This window comes from Polaribacter staleyi (genome assembly GCF_038024045.1).
GTDB lineage: Bacteria > Bacteroidota > Bacteroidia > Flavobacteriales > Flavobacteriaceae > Polaribacter > Polaribacter butkevichii.
Genome location: NZ_CP150665.1, coordinates 4,351,170 through 4,366,991 on the forward strand (window position 1 = coordinate 4,351,170; position 15,822 = coordinate 4,366,991).

The window sequence follows — 15,822 nt, forward strand, 5'->3', positions numbered from 1 at the left end:
GTTAATGAATTTTGCTAAAACATTTGTTGATTTCAAAAATAATATTGATATTTGGAACTCATAAGCACCACTAAATTAGACGCATATACGTAAAAAACTACTTTTAAATTATTAATTTAATAATAAAACAGAAGAGCAACTTGCTCTTTAAAAGTGGTTATGATGGAAAAAAACTCAATTACAGACAGTACTTTAGTAAGTAATTATATTTTAGGAAAAGAAGCAGCTTTAGAGGTTTTAATTAAAAGACATCAACAAAGATTATTTAGCTTTATATATAGCAAAGTACAAGATAGAGATATTACAGAAGACGTTTTTCAGGATACATTTATAAAAGTTATTAGAACTTTAAAAAAAGGAAATTATAACGAAGAAGGTAAGTTTTTACCTTGGGTTATGAGAATTGCTCATAATTTGGTAATAGATCATTTTAGAAAAACCAATAGAATGCCAAGCTTTAAAAATACTGATGAGTTTGATATTTTTTCTATTTTGGGGGATGGCAATTTAAATGCCGAAAAGCAAATTATACAAGAACAGATTCATGCAGATGTTAGAGAGCTTGTAAATGAGCTGCCAGAAGAACAAAAAGAGGTTTTGATAATGCGCATGTATAAAGATATGAGTTTTAAAGAAATTAGCGAAAATACAGGGGTTAGCATTAATACAGCACTTGGTAGAATGCGTTATGCTCTTATAAATATGCGTAAATTAATAGAAAAACATAAAATTATTTTGGTTGATTAACAATAAAAGAAATTAAGTAGCGTTAGTAGTTTATAATCAGTTTATTAAATTAACTATATGATGCAACTTTACTCTAAAAAGTCTTCTGATTTTCGGAAGCAACCTAAACAAGAAACAGTTCAATTTTTGATTAATTTTTCCAAATCGCTAACTTTTGTTAAAACGAAATCAAAAGACTTCATTGAATTGAATTTGAATTAAGAGAGGAAAAAGCTTCAACTAACGTTGGGGCTTTTTTTTGTGCTTCTATGTTTATTTTTCTTCTTTATTTATTTTTTAAGGTGTTTTTCCTTTCTGATTATCAGTTGTTTACCTTTTTTATTGGTTTGGGTTGATACTACATTTGTAATGCAATTGCAAGTGTAGATATCTTATTATATTAATCTTAAACTAATTATTATGTCTAATCAAACAGAAAAATTAACATCAATTAAAAGTGCGATTGAAAATGAAGGTGCTAGTTGGCAAGCTGGTAGTTCTGATATTTTCGAATTGTCGCAAGAAGAGCAAGATTTACTTTTGGGATATATTCCAGGAGATGATGAGCCGTCTTTAGAAGAAAAAGAAGAAGCTGCTCAAGCAAATTTTCAAGAATACATGGTTATGTTAGCATCCAATAAAGCTTTTTCAGCACCGTCTAGTTACGATTTACGAAATGTAGGTGGCAAAAATTTTATTACGCCTGTAAAAAATCAAAGAAGTTGTGGCTCTTGTGTTGCTTTTGGTACCATTGCTACGGTAGAAGGAACCATAAGAAAAATGAGAAATGATGCAAATTATGCCGTTGATTTCTCAGAAGCACATTTGTTTTATTGTCATGCTAGAGCAGAAGGAAGAAGGTGTAGTGGTAGTAAAGGCGGTTGGTGGGTGCCACCAGCAATGACAGCTTTTAAAAGTAAAGGGGTAACAGATGAAGCGCATTATCCTTATACAGCGAGTGATCAAGATTGTACCGGACTAAAATCTGGATGGCAAAACAGTGTTAAGAAAATTAGTGGTTTTAAAAAATTAACCTCTATCAGTAAAATGAAAGATTGGTTGTCTACAAAAGGACCTCTTACAGCTTGTTATACCGTGTATTCAGATTTTTATGGTTATAGAAGTGGTGTTTATAGAAAAACTGCTGGTGCTACTCAAAGAGGAGGACATTGTGTTTCTATTGTAGGTTATAGTGACAGCGGTAGGTATTGGATTTGTAAAAATAGTTGGGGAACTGGTTTTGGAGAACAAGGGTTCTTTAAAATAGGATACGGACAATGTGGAATAGATAATGAAGTGTGGGGGGTTGAAGGAATTGTTGATTCTGGAACCTTAACTAAAAAAGTAACAGGTCTTTGGGCAAATTCATCAACTAGAAATGCTTTTGTGTATTTATCAGGAGAAGGATGGAAGAGAATTAGTAATAAAAATGATACTAATTTCTATATAATGCTTACCTATTTAGCTACAGCTAAAGGAATGAATGGAAATGCAACTGTAAAAATAAGTAATGGCGAAATTATTGAAGTTTACGCTTAATTATTAATCACTAAAAATAAACAAAATGAAAGATGATAAAAAATGTAACTGTCCAGATGAAAATATAGAAGAATTAAATATGCAATCTTCTTTAGAATCTACACCACAAGAAAGTTTAGAAAATACAGATGCTTTTAGTGAGTTTTCTGGTCCAGAATTGCTTCCGCCAAATGAAGAGGAAGCTGCAGAAAATGATAGCTTTGGCGCAGGTGTTTGGCACGAAAACAAAAAAGTTACCTCTTTATGGGCAAAAGATGAAATAAGAAACTCTTGGGCCGGAATTAGCGGAATGGGTTGGAAAAAATTAAATTCTTCTAATAACTCTTCTTGTGTAGCTTTATCTATTTTAGCTGCTCATGCAAAACAATATAATAAGAACACTAAAATTAAAATTGATGGTGGGCAAATAAAAGAAATATATGTTTGGTAAAAGAATGTGTAAAAACTTGGGCAGAAATGCTCAAGTTTTTTTAACTTTAAATTAAAAATAGAAATGAACAACGAATTTATTTTAACGAAAGAAGATCATGATAGTGTTATTCATGTAAATATTGGGGATTCTATAAAAATAATACTTACAGAAAATTCAAATACAGGTTATATTTGGGGTATTGAAGGGGAAATACCTTCTCTATTAAAGGTAGTTTTTAATGATTATAAATTAACCCATAAAAAAACCTTAGGAGGAAGCGGAAAAAGAGTTGTAGAATTTATAGCCCAAGAACTTGGTGAAATTACTGTTGAGCTTAAATATTGGCAAGAATGGAGTGGCCCCGACTCTATTGATGATCGATTTAAAGTTACTGTACTTATAGAAGAGGAAGATAAATAATTAAGCTCGATAGAATTATTATTTAATTTTTAATCTATTTTTTATAATAGTCGTCTAAAACTGTTTTTCGACCTACTGTTTTAGTAATAATGTCTTTATCTAAATCCCAACCACGAGCAGGAGAATACTCTCTTCCGTACCAAATAATTTGCAAATGTAAATCGTTCCATAATTCTTTTGGAAACAGTCTTTTTGCATCTTTTTCTGTTTGTGCAACACTTTTTCCGTTAGATAAATTCCAACGATACATTAATCTTAAAATATGAGTATCTACAGGAAATGCAGGAATACCAAAAGCTTGACTTAAAACAACGCCAGCAGTTTTATGACCAACAGCAGGTAGTTCTTCTAAAGCTTCAAAAGTTTTAGGAACTTCTCCGTCATATTTTTCTATTAATATTTTAGACAAACCGTAAATGCCTTTACTTTTCATTGGCGACAAGCCACAAGGACGAATAATTTCCTTAATTTCTTCTACGGTCATTTTTACCATATCAAAAGGGTTATCCGCTTTAGCGAACAACAAAGGCGTAATTTTATTAACTCTTACATCTGTACATTGTGCAGATAGTAAAACTGCAACCAAAAGCGTAAAAGGGTCTTTGTGATCTAAAGGAACCGGTATTTCTGGATATTTTTCTTGCAGTGTGTCAATTACAAATTGTACTTTTTCTTGTTTGGTCATTGTTGTTTTATATGATTAAGCAAATATATGCATATTGATTTTTTTTAATAATAATTTAGAGAACATATAATATTTGTTAATAATAAAAAAGAATAATAGGTAGAAGAACTTGATTTTTTAAACAGGTGTTAACCTTATGTTATAGAGTTGTTTAAGTGTGTATTTTTGAAGTGAGTAAAATAGTTTTTTAACTATTAAAATAAACACATTTTATTAATAATTTAAAACCAAATAATTATGGGAATTGTAATTAATATTACGGCTGCTACAGATGCAAATGCATCAAAAGCAACAGCAACAGGAAGTATTCAGCATATTATTACAGATACTGAGCGGTCTACATTTAAATTATCTGACTCTTCTTTAAAGAATGCTGTTGGAAAGTATTTTGGAAAAAATCCTAATGATGCATATCTTCATAGTCCAACACCTTGGAATGATTTATACAGAACCTATGGTTGGTCTCAAGTAAGTACTGTTTTAGTACCTATTAGAGCAGAAATTTTAGGAATCTCATCTAAACCAGATATTTTAGCAACCAAAACATTTACAAATAATAGTAGTGTTAAAGGCTCTTTTAATGCTAGTATTTCTGAGCAGGTTTCAAATACCGTTTCAAGTTCATGGTCTACAGGAGGTACACTTTCTATAAGTGAAGCTATTGAGGTAGGTGTTAGTATAGAGGTTGTAAGTGCAAAATCAACAACAACATTATCTTATAGTCAGTCTTGGTCTATTGGAGAAACAAAGAGTGAAACTACTACTGTAGGGTCTTCTTCTGGTGTAAGTGTAGATTTAGATCCAGGGCAATCTGTAGAAGCAAAGCTTTCTGCAAGTAAAGGGGCTATGCAAGTTAAGGTTACATATAGGGCATACTTAACAGGTAGTGTGGCTGTAAATTACAATCCAACTTTTAAAGGACATCATTTTTTTGCCTTGCCAGTTGCTAGTGTTATGTCTGCTGCAGGTATAAAAAATTCGGTTGAATCAACTGAAATTTTCGATATTGGTTTTTATTCTGATGGAAAAATAGAAATCATAGATGCTAAAGGTAAAATGTTACAGAATTTTGCTTTGGCAGACCAAAGAGCTTAGTGCTAATTTAGTATAGATTATGAAATTATTTACCACAGTTTAAGTAAAACTGTGGTTTTTGTTATGCTCTTTGTTATACTTCAGTAAATTTTTCTTTGTACTTTTAAACTTTAAAAACTAAGATAAACATGACATCACTAAAAATAGGAGATAAGGCTCCACAGTTTGAAGCAAAAGACAATTTAGGAAACACCATAAAATTATCTGATTATACTGGTAAGAAATTGGTTTTATTCTTTTATCCAAAGGCAAGTACACCAGGTTGTACTAATGAAGCTTGTGATTTAAGAGATAATTATCAATCTTTTTTAGCTAAAGGATATGATGTTTTGGGCGTAAGTGCAGATTCTGCTAAAAGACAACAAAATTTCATTAACAAAAACGAATTACCTTTTCCGTTGTTAGCAGATGAAGATAAAGCTGTTATTGAAGCTTTTGGTGTTTGGGGACCAAAGAAATTTATGGGTAAAGAATATGATGGAATTCATAGAACTACTTTTGTAATTGATGAAAATGGAGTAATAGAAGATGTTATTGCAAAAGTAAAAACAAAAGCACACGCTGCTCAGATTTTAGATTAAACAACTATTAAAGATTTTTGAATTCCGAATTTGATTAATTCTGGAGTGCTTTTAGTATTTGTAATTTCAAAAAGCTCTCTTTTATGAGATTTTAAAGAACTTTCTGTAATATGTAATATTGCCGAAAGTTCTTTTTCATTTTTATCAGAATGCTTAAATAAAGCTTGTAATATTTCTAATTTTCGTTTTGTAAATGTGTAATTACCTATAATAATTTTTGATGAGGTTTTATCTTTTTTAACAGTTTTATCTGTTAAACAATTTAGTATAATTGTCTTAAAATTAGCCAGATTTCCATCTTTTCCTACAAAAACATCCACACCATTTTTTATTGCTTTTTCTTTAATAAAATTATTATTCATTGTTGTTAAAGCAATAATTTTAAAATTGTTATTTACTTTCTTTATTTCATCAATAAAATCTAAAGAATTTTGACCATTAAAATTTACATCTAAGATTAAAACGTCTAAATTACAACTGTTTGTATATTGAATCAATTCTTTTAATGTAGTAAAAGTATTGGTTACATTTAATTCAGTATGAGTATTTAAACTATCTTTTAGAGCGTCACAAAAAAAGCGATTATCATCTGCAATAACAATTTTTATTGGGGGATTAATCATTGGTTATAGGTATTTTTATTTCAAAATTAGAACCTTTTTTACTTGTGTCTATTTTTAAAGTTCCTTCTATTTGTTCTACTCTTTTTTTTACGCTTTCTAAACCAAAACCTTTTTTTAGCACTAAGTCTTCATTAAAACCAATACCATTATCGGTAACGTTAAGTATTATGAGTTGGTTTTTATGGTCATTCATACTAATTTTTATTTCTGATGCTTTAGAGTATTTTATGGCATTTGTAGTTAATTCTGAAATTATTCGATACAGATGCACACATTTATCTTGAGAAAGTTCGATGTTTTTAAGATTGAAGTTGTAGCTAATTTTGTGTTTTGTTAAATTATCAATTTTAGAACAGAACTCTATTAAACTATCTATAAAATTATCAGAATTAATTTTTGGGGCATATAAACTGTTTAGTAAATATCTGTAATCGTTATAAAAAGCATCTAAAATTTCTTTTACTTTTTCTGGTGATTTTTCATCGTTTTGTAATAAACGAAGTTTTAAAGCTTCTAAATAACCACCAAAAGTATCATGTACATTGTTTACTAAATTATTTCTTTCTGCGTGCTGAAATGCTAAGGTTTTATTTTGAAAATTATATTTTAATTCATCGCTTATTTTTTTAAGTTTAAAATATTTAAACTGAGTTTCTATGACAGATCCAAAAATAAACCGAGTAAAAAGTAAAATTTCTAAAGATAAAGCGATGTAGTAAATTGCCGGACCACTAAATTTTATGGCTAGCGGATTGTAGACACTCGGATTCATAATTTGCCCATTTATTACGGCTAGTATAGGTAGTATAAAAGCGATAACCAAGTATATTGGTAGTTGTTTTGTAATGGTTAAATACAAGTGGTTTAAAACCCAAATAAAAATTATTATTTTTAAGATAGTCCAAACATAAAGGTATAAAGTAATAAGTCCGCCAAAGAAAAATTTATACAAATAGAATAATAGGAGAGTTAAAGCAATATAAGTACCAATCTTAAAAAGTAATTTAGGAATTATTTGAGATTTGTTTAGTTTGTAAAATTTTAAATAAAAATATCCAATAGCTGCCACTCCAATTGTTTGGCTAAGGCTTCTAATATTATTAATTGCAAATTCGCTACCAGACCAAAAATATTGCACTCCAATTGCTTTACCAGCTAAAAATTCTATTAATACCGTAAAAATATATAAGGCGTAAAATAAAACGGCATATTCTTTTTTTATAACGGCAAAAAACACCAAAATAAAAGCCATGGAAATTAGAAAGGCTATAAACAAGCCAAATGAAAAATACTCGGTTTCTACACGTTTTAAAAATTGATTTTCAGTCTCTAAAAAGTAAGATAATCGGGTTCTAGTGTCTGTATTTTTAATTTTTAAAAAAACATCTGTAGTTTTAACAGTGTCTATAGGTAATTTCCAAACAGGGTATCTGTAAAATATATTTTTATGAGGAAATTCTTTGTTATTAGAAACTCTATAAAGGGAGTCAATTTTATCACCTATTTTTAAATATATTTTTCCGTAAGGTAAATATGGGTCGGCAATTGTAAAATATTTGTAGTCGTTTTTTATGGTAGATGGCTGCAATTCAAAATGATTCCACAAAGTATTTTCTTCTATTTTTTTATAAATTTTCGGGTTTTTTTCTACTTGAAATTTTCCTTCTTTGTGGTTTTTAATAATTTTAGTAAAAGAAACAGTGTCTTTGGTAGGGTGTTTAAAGTATGAAATAGATTTATAAACAGAAGGTGCTTCTTTTTGTGAAAAAGAACATAAAGCAAAGAAAAATAAGAGTAGGGGGAGTTTAATTTTCACATTTAGTATTTAAAGACCCGACTAAAGTATGGTTTTTTTTTATGAGTACAACCTAATTTTGCTTATGAAAAATGATTTATGCTATGGAAGTTAAAAAATTGTATGAGTATAACGAGTTAAAATCGATTGATAATAAATATCAAATTAGCGATAAAGAAATACCTATAAATCTTATTGAAGATTTTTTGCGTTTTTATAATCTAGGGTTGCAAGACCTTTCATATCTTAAAAAGTTTTCTAAAAATTTACAAGAAGAAAAGCGTTTTAAAAAATTGAATAAAGCTAAATTTTATTCGTTAACTAAAAAAGAAAGCCAAATTTTTGAGTTGGTTGTTGTAGGAAAATCAACCAAAGAAATTGCAACACAACTTTTTATAGAACCGACAACTGTTAGTACTCATAGAAAAAATATAAAACAAAAATTAGAGTTAGAATCTATATTTGATTTGTATAAATATGCCAACGCATTTAATGTTTTAGATAAAATATAAAAAGGAGAAGTAAATTTGTTTGAATGAAGAAAGTGAGCAAATTAAAACCTGTTCGCTTTTTTTATTAAAAAAGAATGTATTAATTATTTAAATTTAAATAAGATGAACAAAACAACAAAATTATTTATTATTGGTGTAATGTTTATAGCACAAAACATCAATTCACAAGCAATTACTAATGTTAAAACGTTATTAGAAGAAAATGAATATGGTAATGCTAGATTAATTGTTACACCAAATTCTTATGATATGAAAGCTAAAAAACCAACTAAAAGTTCAGGTGTTTATGGTTTGTTAGTATGTTATAGATACAAAGGTGTTCAAAAAGCACTGCATCAAGACTTAACTTATGATTTTGCTAGAAAAGGGAAAAAGGAGTTGTTTTTAGGCATGTCTGCAAAAAAATCTAATATCTCTGTAGGTAAAGTATTATTTTATAGAAGAGATTTATTAAGTTCTAACAAGTATCCTAAAAAATCAGATTGTTTTAGATAATAATTTAAAACTTCATACCAACTTTAAAGTTTAATACACGCCCTGTCATAAAGTTAGGAATACCAAATTGCGTTTTAGAATACACATCTCTAACCCAAGTATTGGTAATAGAGTTTTGAATATCAAACATATTAAAGAGTTCTAAACCTGCGGATAATTCTTTAAATTTAGACATCCAACCTGTTGTATATTGTTTATTTGCATCTACAAAAATATACGATACTCCTAAATCGGCACGTTTATAATCTCTTAAACGGTTTTGAAAATCATAAACATCTGCATAGGATGGAGAACCACCAGGAACTCCAGTGTTGTATACCAAGTTTAAATAGGCTTTTAGGTTTGGTAAATTCGGTACGTAATCTTGAAAAAGAATTCCGAATTTAATACGTTGATCAGAAGGTCTTGCAATAGCACCTCTGTTATCAATATTTTCTTCTGTTTTTAAATATCCTAAACTAACCCAACTTTCACTACCAGGAACAAACTCTCCATTTAATCGCATATCTAATCCGGTTGCATAGGCTGTAGTTACATTGTCTGCTCTATAACGTATTCTAACATTGTCTATAGAATAGGCATTTACATCAGATAAATCTTTAAAATACAATTCTGTTGTTAGCTTAAAAGGTCTCTCCCACATTTGAAAACTATAATCCATTCCTGCCACCATGTGAATCGATTTTTGAGCTTTTACATCTACATTAATATCTCCATTAAAGTCTCTTAACTCTCTATAAGAAGGTGGTTGAGAATACCATCCACCAGAAACACGAAACAACATGTCTTTGTCCCAATTAGGTTTGATGGCAAATTGACCTCTAGGACTAATAATGGTTTGGTTTTTAGATGTAATACCATTTCCTGTTACTGACCAACTTTGAGATCTAATTCCTAAGTTATAAAAAACCTCATGCTCATTCCAAAAAGAACGTTGGTTAAATTGCACAAAACCAGAAACTCTATTGATAGCAACATTATTGTCTTTTCTAATGTTTTGATATGGGGTTATTTCGCCTTCAAAAGGCTGATAAGGTTGATTGTTAGAACTATGGAAAGGCGGTCTTATAGCAAAGCCTAAAGAGTCTATAACTTCCCACTCTCTAATACGATCTCTAATATCTTCTTTTTGATATTTAGCTCCAAAGTTCCATTGAATGTCACCTTTTTTAATGGTTCCTTTTATTTGCAGATTGGTTATTAACGCATCTAAATCGTTACGAGCATGATTTAATTGAGAACCAATTCCTTGAGAAAAATCTACTTCCCCAAAATTTTCTGAACCAATATTTGCATCAATTTCACCTAAATTATACGCAGCTGCAATATCAAAATGTTCTTCTTCTTGTGTATTGTATCTAGATGCGGTTGCTGTTAAAGTAAAATTATCACTTACTTTATAATCGGCAGACAAAGCACCAAACATTGTTAAGTATTTATCTTGTTCTTGACCAGAATAAAAAACAATTAACTCTAAAGGATTTGCAACAGTACCAAAACGTGTTCTTCTAGATATTGGTTGATAATTGTAATCATTTAAAGAAAAGTTACCTAAGAAATTTAATGAGAATTTTTCTGAAAACTCATAAGATAAATAGGTTTGAACATCTGTAAATTTTGGTTTAAAATTGGTTTCAATTTGTTTGCTATTTACAAACAAGCTGTTATCTCTATATCTAATACCTGTAATTGTACTTAATTTTTTATTTAAAAACTGCCCTTCAAAAGTAGCACTAGCACCTAATAAACTAGCATCAATAGTGGTGGCTGTTTCAGTTGGCTTTTTATATGTAATGTCTAAAACAGAGGATAATTTATCGCCATATTTGGCCTGAAAACCACCTGCAGAAAAATTAATGTTTTGCACCATGTTTGAGTTGATAAAACTCAACCCTTCTTGTTGACCAGATCTAATTAAAAAAGGTCTGTAGATTTCAATACCATTTACATAGACCAGGTTTTCATCAAAATTACCACCTCTAACATTGTATTGGGTACTTAATTCGTTGTTATTACTAACACCAGGTAAGGTCATTAAAACGTTTTCTACACCAGCATTTGGGCCAATAACATTTTTAACAACTGCAATGTCAATTTTCTTTACACCCTGTGCATTTCTAATGTTATCTTTAATAACTATTTCTTTTAATTCTTCTGTTTTAGAAGTAAGTGTAACAGAGTAACGAACTCCATTTCTACTATTTGCAATATATTTTTTAGTATAAGTTCTGTAAGATAAATGACTAAAAACTAGTATGATTTCTTCTCTATAAGGAATTCTAATTTGGTAATTACCATTTTTATCTGTGGTTGTACCCACGTTGTTATATTTTATGGATACTTTTTCTATAGGTTGCTTGTTTTTATCTTTAACAGTTCCCTTTAGAATAGTCATTTTTTGAGCAAATGAGCAAACAGGTAGCAATAATAAAATTAGAAATACTTTTTTTAGATACATATTAGTTTACTTGTTTCTTAAAGAACGTTGCAGAAAGTGTATTCGTATTTCCAACATTGTCCGAGACTACAATTTTAAAGATATGTTTGCTACCAACCAATTTATTATCACTAAAATTATAGGTTAATATTCTTTTTTTATGATTGTACTCCATTAGTATCCATTTTCCATCAATGGTAGCTCTGTAATTTTTAATACCAGAACCACTATCAGAAATTTTTACTTTAATGGTTTTACTTTTAGAAATCCATTGGTTATTTTTAAAATACAATAAACTTATTTTTGGTTTATGAGTATCACTAACCAAAGCATATTTGCCCAATGTTTTGGTTGTGGTGTAAAAAGTACTGTCCTTTTTTCTGGTGTATTGGAACCACGGATATTTTGCGTTTTCTACATTAGCAATATAAAGCTGTTGTTTTTCTGTTTCAGAATATTTAGAAACATTAAAAGTTAAAGTAAAACTTTTATCTAAAGGAAGGGTAGGTGTATGGATTTTAGCAACGCCTTTATCCACTTTAAAATCTAAATAAAGATCTTCATAAAAGGTGTTTTTAGGAAAAGCAACGGTTACATTTTTTTGCGTAAATTTATAAAAGTTTTTAGCTACAATTTTATAAGCAGTTGTATCTTTTTGTTGAGTAAAAATAGCATTACTTTCTTTTCCTACTATAGGTATTTTAAGTGAACTAAGGTTGCCTTTGTAATCTTTAGCAATAATTTCTATGTTGTAATTCAATCCGTTTTTTATGTTTATTTTCCCATTATTAATCAATCCTTCGTAAGTAGAAAGCTTGTTTGCCGTTTCCTTATATGTTTTTTGATATTTTTTCTTGTATTTTTTATAATGTGGATAATCGATGTGTAAGTTTATAAACTTACTTTCTGCAAAAGAAAAAGTTTCTACATCATGATGGTAAAAACGTTTTCCGTTTACAAACATTTCTAAACTATAAATTCCGTTTTTATTGTTTGCTTTATCTAGCCTATCAAAAACATTTACACCAAAACCAATTATTCCAGAAGCAGCAATTTTATTCACTGAATAACTGCCTTTTTTTATACTTTTTAAAGGAAGAACCAAGCTTTTATTTTTATTATTAATTCTTGCGTTGTTGTTAAGCGGATATATTTTTAATGCTAGAAAAAGAGGAGAGGTTGTATCTTCTGGTTTTAATCCAAAAAACAATGGGTTAATTACGTGTTCTGTTTTGGTATCTCTCACTTCAAAATGTAAATGTGGTCCTCCAGAACTACCTGTGTCTCCAGAATACGCAATAACTTCTCCTTTTTTTACAGGAAATTTATCTTCTTTAAAAAATAAATTACCAGTTTCATAGTTCTCTTTCTTATACTGAAGTTCTTTTATATATTCTTGAATTTTATCAGCATATTTACTTAAGTGCCCATATACGGTAGTAAATCCATTTGGATGTGTAATATAAAGAGCTTTACCATAACCATATTGTGCTACTTTTATTCTAGATACATATCCATCTGCAGGTGCATAAACTTTTAAACCTTCCCTTCCTTGAGTTTTAATATCTACACCAGAATGAAAGTGATTACTCCTTAATTCGCCAAAAGTACCTGCTAAAACAGTTGAAATGCCTAAAGGATTTCTAAAATAGTCTTGGGGATATTTTTCTTGGGAAAAACTAAAAAAAGTAGATAAGAATGTGAATAACAATACTGTTTGTTTCAAAATGCGATTATTTTATGCAAAAATAGTAAAAATCATTTTTTGATTAAACGGTTAATCCTTAATGTATTGATAAAATAAGTAACAAAATGTTGTAAAGTTTAAAACAGAATGTTAACTTTGTAGTTATAGTTTTATTCTTAAGATTTAGATGTGTAATACAATAGAAGCAATTCATTTACTAGAAGATAAGCTACAAAGCTTATTATCTAATTATGAATTTTTAAAGAATGAAAATGAAATATTGCTTCAAAGTACAAACAAATTACAACATCAGTTAATTGAAAGTCAGCGATTATTAGCAGAACAGCAAAAAGAATATGATTTGCTTAAGATTGCAAAAACTATAGACGGCAGTAGTACAAATACAAGAGATACAAAACTCAAAATAAATACTTTAATTCGAGAAATCGATAGGTGTATTATAGAATTACACAAATAAAGTTCATTAAATTGTGGGAAAACTTAAAATTAATGTTGTTATAGCAGGTAGAACCTATCCTTTAAGTGTGAATAACACTAAAGAAGAGGAAGGCATGAGAAAAGCCGCAACTGCTATTAATAAGTTAATTTCTATGTATGAAGAAAATTATGCAGTAAGCGATAAACAAGATGTTTTAGCAATGTGTGCATTACAATTTGCTTCTAAAGTAGAAATAACATCAATAGAAAAGGATTCTACAGATAGAGAAGTAGTAGATAAAATAAAAGAGTTAACTAATTTGGTTGATTCTCATTTAAAATAAGTTCTTTAAAATATACATTAACAACACACTGCCTACGTTAGTACATTGTTTATTAAACTCAACACGATTCAATTATGAAGGATGAGTCTTAACTACTATAGCAAGCCATAGCTACTGAATTTATTTCAGTACCAAGTGGATCCTTGAACAGTTAGTTAGTCCTATAAGTAACATATTTGGAGTTTAAAAAACCACACTAATGTAGGCTTTTTTTATATATTAAATTTAAATTATGGATGGAATGATACTTCCCATTATTGTGGGAGTTTTGATAGGAATTGCAGTCGGATTTTTAATTGCAAATGCTTTAGAAAAAGCAAAAGGGAAAAAGATACTTAGTGGAACAAGAAAAGAAGCTGCAGCAATTTTAAAAGAGGCAAAAATAGATGCAGATTCTGTAAAAAAAGAGAAAATATTACAAGCAAAAGAAAAGTTTATTGAGTTAAAAGCAGAGCATGAAAAAGTAATTCTTAGTAGAGAAAAAAAGATTTCTGATGTAGAAAAACGTATTAGAGATAGAGAGTCTCAAGTAGCATCTGAAGTAGATAAAAATAAAAGATTAAATAAATCTTTAGAACATAAAGAAGGGGAGTTTAATAAGAAATTAGACTTTTTAGAGAATAAAGAAACTGAGCTAGAAAAAATGCACAAGCGTCATGTAGACATGCTAGAGCAAATTTCTGGTTTATCCGCAGAAGATGCTAAAAAAGAGTTGATTTCATCTTTAAAAGACGAAGCAAAAACAGAAGCTATGGCTTTTGTACAAACTTCTATTGAAGAAGCTAAATTAACAGCAGAACAAGAAGCTAGAAAAGTTATTTTAGGAACCATACAAAGAGTAGGTGTAGAGCAAGCCGTAGAAAACTGTGTGTCTGTATTTAACTTAGAGTCTGATGATGTTAAAGGACGAATTATTGGTAGAGAAGGACGAAATATTAGAGCTTTAGAAGCAGCAACTGGTGTAGAAATTATTGTAGATGATACTCCAGAAGCCATTATTCTTTCTTGTTTTGATCCTGTACGAAGAGAGATTGCAAGATTAGCAATGCACAAATTAGTAACGGATGGTAGAATTCATCCTGCTAGGATTGAAGAGGTTGTTAAAAAGACAGAGAACCAAATTACACAAGAAATTATAGAAGTTGGTAAAAGAACTGTTATAGATTTAGGGATTCATGGTTTACATCCAGAATTGATAAAAACTGTTGGTAGAATGAAATATCGTTCTTCTTACGGACAGAATTTATTACAGCACTCGAGAGAAGTAGCTAATCTTTGTGGTATTATGGCTGCAGAAATGGGGTTAAATTCTAAAGTAGCAAAACGTGCAGGTTTATTGCATGATATTGGTAAAGTGCCAGATACAGAAAGCGAACTTCCGCATGCTTTATTAGGTATGGAATGGGCAGAGAAATATGGTGAAAAACCAGATGTTTGTAATGCTATTGGAGCACACCATGATGAAATTGAAATGAAAACGTTAATAGCGCCAATTGTACAAGTTTGTGATGCTATTTCAGGAGCAAGACCAGGGGCAAGACGTCAGGTATTAGATTCTTACATTCAGCGTTTAAAAGATTTAGAAAATATTGCATTTGGATTTGCAGGTGTTCAAAAAGCTTATGCTATTCAGGCAGGACGTGAACTACGTGTAATGGTAGAAAGTGGTAAAGTAAATGATACCAAAGCAGCAGAATTGTCTTTTAGTATCTCTCAAAAAATACAAAACGATATGACGTATCCAGGTCAGGTAAAAGTAACTGTTATTAGAGAAACTAGAGCGGTTAATGTAGCTAAATAAAAATGCTATTACTTTCTGTTAATACAGCATAAATGTAATCGAATAGTATTATTCGATGAAAATAAATATCAAAAAAATCCTATTATAATTTATAATAGGATTTTTTTTTTTGCACTATATGTATGTAATGAGATTGCAGGTTGCTTTTATTAAAAGATAATAATTAAGCTTTTGATGTTTGATAGATAAACCAATAGAATAGCTTTTGGTTGCTTATCTGTTACTATTGCTA

Annotated in this window: 16 protein-coding genes; 11 read left to right on the forward strand and 5 right to left on the reverse strand. The window is 29.5% G+C overall.

Annotated features, from left to right (window positions below; genetic code table 11):
- The first annotated feature begins 162 nt into the window (after positions 1 to 162).
- From WHD07_RS18010 to WHD07_RS18025, 4 genes are all read left to right on the forward strand, one after another.
- Positions 163 to 747, forward strand: coding sequence for an RNA polymerase sigma factor (locus WHD07_RS18010; protein ID WP_211296700.1), 585 nt, complete (start codon positions 163 to 165; stop codon positions 745 to 747).
- A 399-nt stretch (positions 748 to 1,146) separates the two neighbouring features.
- Positions 1,147 to 2,265: a C1 family peptidase gene (locus tag WHD07_RS18015; protein WP_105048126.1), complete on the forward strand. Its 1,119-nt coding sequence runs from the start codon at positions 1,147 to 1,149 to the stop codon at positions 2,263 to 2,265.
- Positions 2,266 to 2,290: 25 nt separating this feature from the next.
- Positions 2,291 to 2,695 carry a hypothetical protein gene (locus WHD07_RS18020; protein WP_343329495.1) on the forward strand — a complete coding sequence of 135 codons (405 nt, stop codon included), beginning with the start codon at positions 2,291 to 2,293 and terminating at the stop codon, positions 2,693 to 2,695.
- A 63-nt stretch (positions 2,696 to 2,758) separates the two neighbouring features.
- Positions 2,759 to 3,097, forward strand: a complete 339-nt coding sequence (locus tag WHD07_RS18025) for a protease inhibitor I42 family protein (RefSeq protein WP_343329496.1) — start codon at positions 2,759 to 2,761, stop codon at positions 3,095 to 3,097.
- Positions 3,098 to 3,131: 34 nt separating this feature from the next.
- Here the strand turns inward: WHD07_RS18025 and WHD07_RS18030 are convergent, their stop codons facing one another.
- Positions 3,132 to 3,782 (reverse strand): endonuclease III, encoded by a 651-nt coding sequence (locus WHD07_RS18030; RefSeq protein WP_343329497.1) that lies wholly within the window; start codon positions 3,780 to 3,782, stop codon positions 3,132 to 3,134.
- 237 nt (positions 3,783 to 4,019) lie between these two features.
- On the opposite strand from WHD07_RS18030, the gene WHD07_RS18035 reads away from it, so the two are divergent.
- Both WHD07_RS18035 and bcp read left to right on the forward strand, forming a co-directional pair.
- Positions 4,020 to 4,877, forward strand: a complete 858-nt coding sequence (locus WHD07_RS18035; protein WP_105048130.1) for a follicular epithelium yolk protein subunit — start codon at positions 4,020 to 4,022, stop codon at positions 4,875 to 4,877.
- A gap of 128 nt (positions 4,878 to 5,005) precedes the next feature.
- Entirely contained in the window at positions 5,006 to 5,458 is a 453-nt protein-coding gene (bcp, locus tag WHD07_RS18040; protein WP_343329498.1) for a thioredoxin-dependent thiol peroxidase, read from the forward strand.
- Here bcp and WHD07_RS18045 read toward each other — a convergent pair.
- Positions 5,455 to 6,081: a response regulator transcription factor gene (locus WHD07_RS18045; RefSeq protein ID WP_343329499.1), complete on the reverse strand. Its 627-nt coding sequence runs from the start codon at positions 6,079 to 6,081 to the stop codon at positions 5,455 to 5,457. The two genes, bcp and WHD07_RS18045, sit on opposite strands and share 4 nt — an antisense overlap.
- Positions 6,074 to 7,897 carry an ATP-binding protein gene (locus tag WHD07_RS18050; protein ID WP_343329500.1) on the reverse strand — a complete coding sequence of 608 codons (1,824 nt, stop codon included), beginning with the start codon at positions 7,895 to 7,897 and terminating at the stop codon, positions 6,074 to 6,076. Before WHD07_RS18050 ends, WHD07_RS18045 begins: the two co-directional genes overlap by 8 nt.
- Before the next feature lie 83 nt (positions 7,898 to 7,980).
- Between WHD07_RS18050 and WHD07_RS18055 the strand changes: the two genes are divergently transcribed.
- The gene (locus tag WHD07_RS18055) at positions 7,981 to 8,388 is read left to right on the forward strand and encodes a helix-turn-helix transcriptional regulator (RefSeq protein WP_343329501.1); all 408 of its coding nucleotides are present in this window, start codon (positions 7,981 to 7,983) and stop codon (positions 8,386 to 8,388) included.
- 102 nt (positions 8,389 to 8,490) lie between these two features.
- The gene (locus WHD07_RS18060) at positions 8,491 to 8,883 is read left to right on the forward strand and encodes a hypothetical protein (RefSeq protein WP_105048135.1); all 393 of its coding nucleotides are present in this window, start codon (positions 8,491 to 8,493) and stop codon (positions 8,881 to 8,883) included.
- A 4-nt stretch (positions 8,884 to 8,887) separates the two neighbouring features.
- Here WHD07_RS18060 and WHD07_RS18065 read toward each other — a convergent pair whose 3' ends face one another.
- Both WHD07_RS18065 and WHD07_RS18070 read right to left on the reverse strand, forming a co-directional pair.
- Positions 8,888 to 11,278, reverse strand: coding sequence for a TonB-dependent receptor (locus WHD07_RS18065; RefSeq protein ID WP_343329502.1), 2,391 nt, complete (start codon positions 11,276 to 11,278; stop codon positions 8,888 to 8,890).
- Positions 11,279 to 11,342: 64 nt separating this feature from the next.
- Positions 11,343 to 13,046: a M23 family metallopeptidase gene (locus WHD07_RS18070; protein WP_343329503.1), complete on the reverse strand. Its 1,704-nt coding sequence runs from the start codon at positions 13,044 to 13,046 to the stop codon at positions 11,343 to 11,345.
- 148 nt (positions 13,047 to 13,194) lie between these two features.
- Between WHD07_RS18070 and WHD07_RS18075 the strand changes: the two genes are divergently transcribed.
- The 3 genes from WHD07_RS18075 to rny all read left to right on the forward strand — a co-directional run bounded on the left by WHD07_RS18075 (position 13,195) and on the right by rny (position 15,590).
- Positions 13,195 to 13,485: a hypothetical protein gene (locus WHD07_RS18075; RefSeq protein ID WP_343329504.1), complete on the forward strand. Its 291-nt coding sequence runs from the start codon at positions 13,195 to 13,197 to the stop codon at positions 13,483 to 13,485.
- 13 nt (positions 13,486 to 13,498) lie between these two features.
- A complete protein-coding gene (locus WHD07_RS18080) occupies positions 13,499 to 13,789 on the forward strand; it encodes a cell division protein ZapA (RefSeq protein WP_105048139.1) in 291 nt (96 codons plus the stop codon).
- A 232-nt stretch (positions 13,790 to 14,021) separates the two neighbouring features.
- The gene (gene rny, locus WHD07_RS18085; RefSeq protein ID WP_105048140.1) at positions 14,022 to 15,590 is read left to right on the forward strand and encodes a ribonuclease Y; all 1,569 of its coding nucleotides are present in this window, start codon (positions 14,022 to 14,024) and stop codon (positions 15,588 to 15,590) included.
- Positions 15,591 to 15,822 lie beyond the last annotated feature (232 nt).

Excerpts from the sequence above, each read along its gene's own strand:
- WHD07_RS18010 (WP_211296700.1), top strand. The coding sequence starts at position 163 with ATGGAAAAAAACTCAATTACAGACAGTACTTTAGTAAGTAATTATATT.
- WHD07_RS18015 (WP_105048126.1), top strand. The coding sequence starts at position 1,147 with ATGTCTAATCAAACAGAAAAATTAACATCAATTAAAAGTGCGATTGAA.
- WHD07_RS18020 (WP_343329495.1), top strand. The coding sequence starts at position 2,291 with ATGAAAGATGATAAAAAATGTAACTGTCCAGATGAAAATATAGAAGAA.
- WHD07_RS18025 (WP_343329496.1), top strand. The coding sequence starts at position 2,759 with ATGAACAACGAATTTATTTTAACGAAAGAAGATCATGATAGTGTTATT.
- WHD07_RS18030 (WP_343329497.1), bottom strand. The coding sequence starts at position 3,782 with ATGACCAAACAAGAAAAAGTACAATTTGTAATTGACACACTGCAAGAA.
- WHD07_RS18035 (WP_105048130.1), top strand. The coding sequence starts at position 4,020 with ATGGGAATTGTAATTAATATTACGGCTGCTACAGATGCAAATGCATCA.
- bcp (WP_343329498.1), top strand. The coding sequence starts at position 5,006 with ATGACATCACTAAAAATAGGAGATAAGGCTCCACAGTTTGAAGCAAAA.
- WHD07_RS18045 (WP_343329499.1), bottom strand. The coding sequence starts at position 6,081 with ATGATTAATCCCCCAATAAAAATTGTTATTGCAGATGATAATCGCTTT.
- WHD07_RS18055 (WP_343329501.1), top strand. The coding sequence starts at position 7,981 with ATGGAAGTTAAAAAATTGTATGAGTATAACGAGTTAAAATCGATTGAT.
- WHD07_RS18060 (WP_105048135.1), top strand. The coding sequence starts at position 8,491 with ATGAACAAAACAACAAAATTATTTATTATTGGTGTAATGTTTATAGCA.
- WHD07_RS18065 (WP_343329502.1), bottom strand. The coding sequence starts at position 11,278 with ATGACTATTCTAAAGGGAACTGTTAAAGATAAAAACAAGCAACCTATA.
- WHD07_RS18075 (WP_343329504.1), top strand. The coding sequence starts at position 13,195 with ATGTGTAATACAATAGAAGCAATTCATTTACTAGAAGATAAGCTACAA.
- rny (WP_105048140.1), top strand. The coding sequence starts at position 14,022 with ATGGATGGAATGATACTTCCCATTATTGTGGGAGTTTTGATAGGAATT.